Genomic DNA, 8,248 nt, shown 5'->3' with positions numbered 1-8,248 from the left:
AAAATTGGTGACACCGTGCCCACAGCGTGCCAGGATTGGGCTGCTACAAAGGCGGCATATCGTTTTTTCTCGAATCCCCGTGTGGATGAAAGTATCATTCTCGCAGGACACTTTGCGGCTACAAAATCCCGGTTTACCGCTACCAGCGGGCCGATTTTGATCTTACACGACACAACGGAATTTACCTTCCAACGCGATCAGCCTGAAGCCATCGGCCAGACGCAGTTGTTATCAAATCTCAAACATTTTCCTAGATCATACACGGTTTGCGGCTTGCTCATGCACTCAAGTCTGGTGTTAACTCCAGAGGGACTGCCACTGGGTATGGCGGCGGTCAAATTTTGGACGCGCAAAAAGTTTAAGGGGACTAACGCACTAAAAAAGAAATTCAATCCCACACGTATCCCCATCGAACAGAAGGAAAGCTTTTGCTGGATAGAAAATGTGAAACAAGCGACAGAGAAATTAGCTGATCCTTTTCGCTGCGTGCATATCGGCGATCGAGGGAGCGATATTTATGAATTATTCTGTGCAGCTCACGATTTGGGGACTCAATTTCTTGTCCGTACCTGCGTCGACCGACTCGCTGGCGCTGGCTGCACCACCATTTCCAGGAAGCTGCGACGTGAACCTGTTCGAGGTACACATGAAATTGAAGTTCTTGATAATAAGCGTCGAATATGTAAAGCCAAACTACACTTCCGATTTAGTCAGATGATGGTGCATCTTCCCGTCGGCAAGCAAAAGCGTTATCCGGCGCTGAAGCTCACCGTCATCCACGCTTATGAACGCGGAACTCCCTCCGACAGAAGTCCGATCGAGTGGAAACTGTTGACCAACCTGCCTGTAGACGACCTTTTGTCAGTCATCGAGAAACTGGATTGGTATGCACAGCGGTGGAAGATTGAGACGTTTCACAAAGCGTTAAAGTCAGGATGTAAAGCTGAAGAATCCAAACTTCGCACAGCTGAGCGATTGACCAACCAGTTAGCCGTGTTCTGTATTATCGCCTGGAGGGTGTTCTGGTTAACAATGATCAATCGAACTGAACCTGATCTGTCGGTCGAGGTTGCTTTTACCAAATCCGAAATTCAAATACTGAATCACCTTGCAAAAGGCACAAAGCCATCATTGCCAGCAACGGTTAGTGATTACATCACAGAAGTTGCCAAGTTGGGAGGTTATCTGGCGCGCGGGAAAGACCCACCCCCGGGTAACATGGTGCTCTGGCGCGGCTTATCACGACTCACTGATATCCAAATAGGATTCGAACTAAGAAAGGGAGTTGTGGGTAATTGAAAGTTTCGTGAGACGGTTACGTAATAGTGACCGTTTCCATCCGCCCCTGGAGGTCGTAGACAAATGCTGTGGTCGTCTGGTTGACTCCCGATTCACTGATGTCACTGAACCCGAACTTTTGCCAAACTCAATTTCCAGCGAACTGGCAATAAATCAGAAAATCAAATATGTGACGACGTCACACGGAAGCCGTTGCGTAAATACAAATTAAAAAACAGCGGCAGTGCCATTCGTCGCTGCCCCCTTTTTCTATCCGACTTCACAGGAAAAGTTGGCTGGAAACGTCTTTGTTTCGAATAACGTAGTCCAACCACATCCAAAAGTCTTCCCCATGCTCGTCAATTAGGTCCATTGTTGGATCGAAAACAGATTCTCTGATTTCATACTGGAGCAACAGAATTCGCTTGCCGCGCATTTTCAGCGAAAACTCTCGTCTGGATGATTTTCTGCGAAATCTTGTGACGCACTCCCCTGCCTCAATGTTTATGCAAATTTTAGAGCAGTCTGTGGTCTGCTCTGCGGGTGACAGTATAGAGCGATGTATCCATAGTCGGCCGAACTCGAACGCCGATACGGTACCCGAACGCTGTTCGACTTGTAGCAAGAGAACGTCTTCTGGGCGATACAAGACTACTGTAAGTTGTGGCGTAGAAACATAAAACCCCAATAAATATCTGGTGCCAAGGGAGCAGGCCTTGGACCTTTCGAAGTTAAGGGGTTCTCCCACTTCAGAAACGTTGCCGTATTGATAGTAATCCTGAATTACAGGTTTCATTGATTCCCCCAGTTCTTAAGCACGTCCGGTTCTTCTAGGCCCGGAAACAGGATTTGCTGGCCCGGTGGCAGGTACATCAGGTCGTAGTAGGCATTCGTGCGGAAGGATGCCTCAATTACTCCTTCCCACGATCCATACTTCACATACATTTGGTCCGCCGTTGGGCCCACCGGGTTACCGTATTCCACCATGTTCCGAGCTTCAAGTTCGGCTACCTGTTCGGGTTTCATAGTAGATCGAGCCTCAACCTTGGCCTGGTTTCGCAGTTCGCTCACAGCTCGGCCGATTGCTTCCGGGCTGTCGCCATTATTCCGCATCGTTTCTGCAAGTTTCATGCCGGCATCTCTTTCCGCGTGATATCCGAGACGAGCCTGCTGATTGGTTGTGAAATTGGGATCCGTGTTTGCCTTTATTCCACGCTGGATGATCGTCTTCGAGAGACGTGCTTGAACGAGTACGAGCAAGACGATGGACAACTTTGTTTGCCAGCGAAGATCAGTGAAAAAGACGGCCTGAATTGCCTGTCCCACGTTATATCCGAGAGCCGCAGTTACCGTCATCGCCAGAAGCTGTGGGTTGATCGCCGATGCACCAATGAGAGCTCCCCAGAGTTCCCCAACCCTTTGCGAAGCTCACGTTTTTCACCTTGTAATGTCTTGGTTTCAGGCAGTGATTCCGAATAGTAAGCTGATTTACATTGTTGAAGGGCATATCTTAATGCTGCTTTTGCAGTTGGATTTTCATTCGCACATAAATATTCAAAAGCAGCCTCTTGTTCTTTCGTAGGCGGTTTTCCATCTGCTGATTCGATTTGAAGCTGTAGCAAAACTGGCCCATTATTTGGCTCACTTTTTTCGTATGCTTCAGAGAGATAATCCGCATCACAATCTCAGAGAATACCACAGGTTTCAAACCCAGTTAATGAAACTTCACCAATCCAAGATTCAAATTCTGGATCATAAATCATTTTCTCAGAAATGCTCATATCGGTGACTTGCTTTCGTGCATGTCATCAGCCCCAAAACAAAATTCTCAATACCAAAAACCTATTAAATCAGCATGTTCACTTGCAGCTGCTTCTATCCAGTCAAATAACTCATCACGACCTGCTCTCACAATGGGTTCTGGGTGGTCGAGATCTCCCTCAAACTCTTTGCACTCCTGATTTGTCATATATCCTACCGAAGGGAATCCTTCCCAGGTGGGTATCTTAAATGGCAAGGGGCGTTCTACCAGTGGCAGGACATATTGAACCTGTTCAAGATAACTATATCGAGTTTCGTTAAATAACGCCGTTTCAAGACGCTCCCCATTTGATGCAACGATTAGCTGTAAGGCATAGCCATAGTCAGTCCGGTCTAACTCACGATCCTGTGTGCCCATGACAAGACTTTCGAGAGCAGACTTGATCTCCTCTGAGACAGCCAAGTTGAATTCTTCATGCCCGTCAGAATTGTCTTCTGAAAAATCAGACTCTAGTATCTCAGACAGTTTGGTTTGATCTTTGCTATCAATGATCGCTTCAATCGAAGCAATATTAGTGAGATAAAGTTGGAGAGAATAACTCATGAATTACCTGTTCAAAAAGCATGTATTAAGAACTATTACGGCTTGAGCCCCAGAGATTCCTGTGTGATTATTAGATCCATCAGATCCTGATCCAGTGGTTCCAACTCACCAGATTGCATCACAGCCAGATTCCAGAGAATCGATCCGTCAATGCTGACGATGATGCTCACATCCTTGTCCAATTCTACTTTCACGTACTGCTTCATGTAGTCCGACATGGTCGCCCGTATCCTGGCTTTGTCATGCTCGGCAATTGCTTTCAAAACAGCAATGAAAAGTTTGGGGCGTTTTCGACGGGATTTCTCTAACCGCTCTACAAGTTCCTGACAATGATCAAGTGACTTGTCACTGATGTATTTCGCTAGCACAATAAAACAGGTGTTATCGTCTTTTGTCCTGTCCCAGGATCCCTCATCAAAAAAAAGATCTTCGTCGAGGTAGGTACAGACTTTTTTTAGGTTCTCCTGATCTTGGGAGACCGTGATTGCTACGAGCCCTTCACGAAGTGGGTCCTGCCACTCCAGTTCTTTACGACACTCTTCCCGCGTCATTCCTTCCCAACCTGAAAAGCAGCGAGCATTTTCACGCCAATCACCAAGGAAATAATCAACGACCAAGTTGCTTATAAACAAGCGCGTTTCATTTGACGTTTTGTAGGAATGCTCATATTGCAGATGGTGCAACTGGAGAATTCGCAGATTAGCAAACAGATCATTTTGGCGACCTGAGTCAGAGTATTGTATACCAGGTCTTTGGTCTTCTTGTTTATCTCCATAAATTCCTTCGTTTTCAAGATTGAGATTAATACTAGCAACATTTTTAGAATGATGTTCTTCAGTAATTCCTAAGCGTTTCCAGCGAAGTTCCTTTGACTTATTCATATTTAATTCTTTCTGCAATATTAGCTGGCTTTGCATAAAATGACGCTAAGCGAACATTTTACATAACGATTGCTTTATCAATCATTCTAACGGTTTTCCCCAAGAAGAGTTAATTCCTTTATAAGTTCGAATCTGCAAATGCATGCTCATCTTTAAACTGGTTATATTTTTCATGTCAGCCGTAGTTTTTACAACCATGGCCCACATACCCTTTGTTCCTAATTGAACTTTATTATAGTGATCCTCTAATTCTCTAATTTCTGATCCATCATCTTTCTTAATCATTTTTTTAATGCGATTAGTTATCCACTTATCCCGCATTTGTCCTCCCTGAGTATTTGCCAATTTTGCAGTATTGCCTTTTGCTTCCAAGATCATGAGTCTGTCAGAGAGGGGTTCATACATTACTGAATCGAATCCGTGATATCCAACAGGAATATCTTTAACCTCCATACCTAGTGCTTTAGCAATTCCGGCTGCAGCGATTTCACCAAACATTTCACTTACCTTTGTTCCCACGGGGTTATTACCAAAGATCGCTGCCATTTTCCCACGGAATTTAAATGGTAACTTGACATCTAAAACACTAGGCATGTCAACTTGAAGCGCTCCTAGTCCAGGCGTAAAACTCGTGTTCGTGAACGATTCAAGTTGTTTTTTAATATCAAGAATATCACCAGGATCAAAATGCAATAAATCCCAGATCGTAAAAATAATACTTAGTGAGTCATGTACCGTGTTTAAGAAAATTCCAATTGTAGAAACGGCAGAAGCGACTTCTGCAAAAGTGGTAGCTGAACCTAAAGCAGCGAATGCCGCACCAGCATTTTGTGCCTGAGTAGTAAGAGTATTTCCAATAGAAGATACCAATCCAATCAAGCCACCGATCACAAGCCCTGAAGGATCAATGTGATTGATAGGATCTCCGTGAGTATAAAGATACTTGTGAAAACTCTGTGGATCTTCAGTATCTCCAAAGAAGGGGTCTAAACGATTGAACCGGCCTGTAGACGGATCATAGTAACGAGCTCGCAGATACTGCTGGCCGATGCGAGAATCGAACTGTTCTCCACTATAAAGAAGCGATGTCAAGGCATCGCTGGCATTGGCGCTGGTAAACTGAGATATGCCATTATGGATTGATAGTAATTTACCATATGAATCAAAGGCAAATAGCTGTTCAATCATGGCAGCGAGATCATAGAGCACACGAACACTGCCATGACCATCATGGCCAAAAATGTGTGTCTCTTCGCTTGAGACATTCTCAAATTCATCGTATTTAGTTACTGTTTGAGCAATTTCATCGTGCCCAAATGAATATTCGATGACTTTTGTTTTTTGACCATTATCCGCGTTATATTGAGTCTCCTTAATTACCTGCTCATAGCCGGTAAAATTATAGTGATCGTTTAGATATTCTGTCCGAGTCCTTTCATCGAAATTAGTATCGCCATTAGTATCGCCATCAGTATCGATTTCATGTAGCGCGAACACTCGGATTCCTGTAGCATCATACTGATAAGTAGTTTTTTCAATCCGAGTCGCTTGGCCTGAGCTGTCAAGAGAAGTAATCGTTACTGTGTCCATACGTCCCTGCAGATCATAGGTGAACGCAGTAGTCGTTTTAGTAAGACCGGATTCCTTGACGATTTTGCCAGTTTGTTGAGTACCGGTATAACTGTAAGTCGTTGAACTAGTCTGATCGATACTCCCGTCATTGTTCAAATCAATTTCGGCAAGTTCCGAGGTCAATCGATCGTTTGCATCATAGGAATAGGATATTGTTTCCTTATCAACTATCCCGTCTCCATCAATGTTTTTTTCGACTTGTTGTTCCAGTCGATTCCCTGACAGGTCGTAAGAGAAATGACCAGATTGATCTAATAGATCATCATAATGATTGAAGACTTCATCAATTAATCGCCCAGCATCATCATAGGTCCAGTTGATCTGATTTATGTATTCTTCTGTATTGCCATCGCCATCGGAGTCCATCCAAAAAGTTTCAGTCACACCTGAGCGTTTTCCGTCGGGACGAGTCGTATAATCAAATTCTGCCGCTTTGGGATTATCAGTCAGATCGTCGGGGGAAGAATCAGCAACGTAATGTGTTAATTTATCAAGGCGATTCAGATCATCATAAGTGTATTCTTCGATGAAGTCATTAGGTAAGTCAACTCGTTTTAAGTTCCCCAGAATATCATATTGATATGATGTGGTCAGCGGTTGGTCGGATCCGGATAAAGGGTCAAGATCATCTGATACAGTACTTAGTCGGCTCAAAGAGTCATAAGTGTAAGTGGTGACTCTCTCAGGAGTGTCAATCTCAGGGTCGCTGCCTGCTGTATAGATGGAACTGGAGGTCTTTCGGCCAAGAATATCATATTCATAAACAATAATCCCTTCATCGGTAGAAACTTGCGAAAGACGTCCTTGATTATCAAAGACGTTAGTCGTCACTCGCTGGTCATTCACTGTCTGCAGATCTCCATCGGAGTCCTGAATAATTTCGATTTGTCGACCAAACGCATCATATTTGGAAGTCCAAATTTCACTGGGGGTTCCAGATCCATTCGCATAATCCGTTTCATTGGCAAAAAAACGTTGTTCGACAAGCATGCCAGACAAGTCATCATAGATATATTGAGTTATGACTCCTTCAAAGGAAATATGAAGTTTCGTTCGCCCCAGATTATCGTATTCATATCGTTCTTTGAAAGAACCTTCTGGAAGTGATGAGTCATCAGCTGTATTGAAGGCTCCATCAGGTCCGAAACCAAGAGGTAAGACCCGTTCCGTTTGGTTGCCATAATTATCATATTCAAATTGGGTTTCATGACCTAAAGGATCAATGAGTGCTATTTGATGTCCTTCGGCGTCATAGACATACTTGTATTTAGGACTTTCAAAAGCACCCGTCTGGGGGTTGAATACAGCCGGTAGTTCGACGACGATCAGTTCACCTTGTGCGTCATACTCAAAGGTACGAGTCAGTCCTGATTGATTTATTTCAGATATGACCCGATCATTATTATCATAACTTGTAGAGATAAAAGACCCGTCGTTAAAAGTGGTCTTGATCAAATTATTTCTCACATCGTACTCAAATATCGTTGTATTGACATTTGAGTCATCTATTTCGACAGAACCGTCTGCTAGAGTGAATTGTAAGATATTATTTTGCTGCTCTGTTATGTTTCCTTCACCGTCATAGGCTATTTCCGCTCTCAGCTGGACTGAAACTGGAGGATTGAGAGTAGTGGCTAATGTGTGATTTGACAAATTAGCTTCAGATAATGAGAGCGATGGGCCAAGCTTAACCACTGTACGTCCAAATGAGTCGTAGATGGTTTCGGTTGTTGTTCCGTCGGCACTGATTGTTTTAGAAAGTTTTCCATCAGTATTATAGATGCTCTCAGCTTGCCAAAGCGTGGTGCCTGAGGCAATCAATTCCGTTTCATTTCCAACAACGGCAATCTGCACCCCTTCCAGCCTTATCGTTTTGACCAGACGTCCCAATTGATCATAGATATTTTGAGTGCCTAACACAGGATCGCTAGATCCTTCAAGATGAAGATCTGTACTTATACTGACCCTTCCATATTCATCGTATACAGAATGAGAAATAAGCCCCACTTTACTTCCTGATTCATCAAATTTCTCCTGTCTTGTTTCTATGACATGGCCGGTAGTATTGTAACTGATTTCTGAAGAGAGACCG

Annotated in this window: 6 protein-coding genes; 1 reads left to right on the top strand and 5 read right to left on the bottom strand. The window is 43.8% G+C overall.

Annotated elements, in window-relative coordinates:
* A partial coding sequence (locus AACZ40_RS26785; protein ID WP_339676616.1) for an IS4 family transposase occupies positions 1-1,299 on the top strand: 1,299 nt, incomplete at its 5' end.
* A 259-nt stretch (positions 1,300-1,558) separates the two neighbouring features.
* Here the strand turns inward: AACZ40_RS26785 and AACZ40_RS26780 are convergent.
* The 5 genes from AACZ40_RS26780 to AACZ40_RS26760 all read right to left on the bottom strand — a co-directional run bounded on the left by AACZ40_RS26780 (position 1,559) and on the right by AACZ40_RS26760 (position 8,163).
* On the bottom strand, positions 1,559-2,074 hold the full coding sequence (locus AACZ40_RS26780; RefSeq protein WP_291166061.1) for a hypothetical protein: 516 nt from the start codon (positions 2,072-2,074) through the stop codon (positions 1,559-1,561).
* Entirely contained in the window at positions 2,071-2,634 is a 564-nt protein-coding gene (locus tag AACZ40_RS26775) for a hypothetical protein (RefSeq protein ID WP_291166063.1), read from the bottom strand. The genes AACZ40_RS26780 and AACZ40_RS26775 overlap by 4 nt, the downstream gene beginning before the upstream one ends.
* Before the next feature lie 472 nt (positions 2,635-3,106).
* Positions 3,107-3,643 carry a hypothetical protein gene (locus AACZ40_RS26770; protein WP_291166066.1) on the bottom strand — a complete coding sequence of 179 codons (537 nt, stop codon included), beginning with the start codon at positions 3,641-3,643 and terminating at the stop codon, positions 3,107-3,109.
* 35 nt (positions 3,644-3,678) lie between these two features.
* Entirely contained in the window at positions 3,679-4,524 is an 846-nt protein-coding gene (locus AACZ40_RS26765) for a hypothetical protein (protein WP_291166068.1), read from the bottom strand.
* Between the two features lie 81 nt (positions 4,525-4,605).
* Positions 4,606-8,163, bottom strand: coding sequence for an RHS repeat-associated core domain-containing protein (locus AACZ40_RS26760; RefSeq protein WP_339676612.1), 3,558 nt, complete (start codon positions 8,161-8,163; stop codon positions 4,606-4,608).
* Between the last annotated feature and the right edge of the window lie 85 nt (positions 8,164-8,248).

The organism is uncultured Gimesia sp. (assembly GCF_963972345.1).
GTDB lineage: Bacteria > Planctomycetota > Planctomycetia > Planctomycetales > Planctomycetaceae > Gimesia.
This window is presented reverse-complemented; position numbering and strand designations above follow the sequence as displayed.

What these genes read in the sequence shown, in the direction of transcription:
- AACZ40_RS26780 (WP_291166061.1), bottom strand. Translation starts at nt 2,074, where the DNA reads ATGAAACCTGTAATTCAGGATTACTATCAATACGGCAACGTTTCTGAA.
- AACZ40_RS26775 (WP_291166063.1), bottom strand. Translation starts at nt 2,634, where the DNA reads ATGACGGTAACTGCGGCTCTCGGATATAACGTGGGACAGGCAATTCAG.
- AACZ40_RS26770 (WP_291166066.1), bottom strand. Translation starts at nt 3,643, where the DNA reads ATGAGTTATTCTCTCCAACTTTATCTCACTAATATTGCTTCGATTGAA.
- AACZ40_RS26765 (WP_291166068.1), bottom strand. Translation starts at nt 4,524, where the DNA reads ATGAATAAGTCAAAGGAACTTCGCTGGAAACGCTTAGGAATTACTGAA.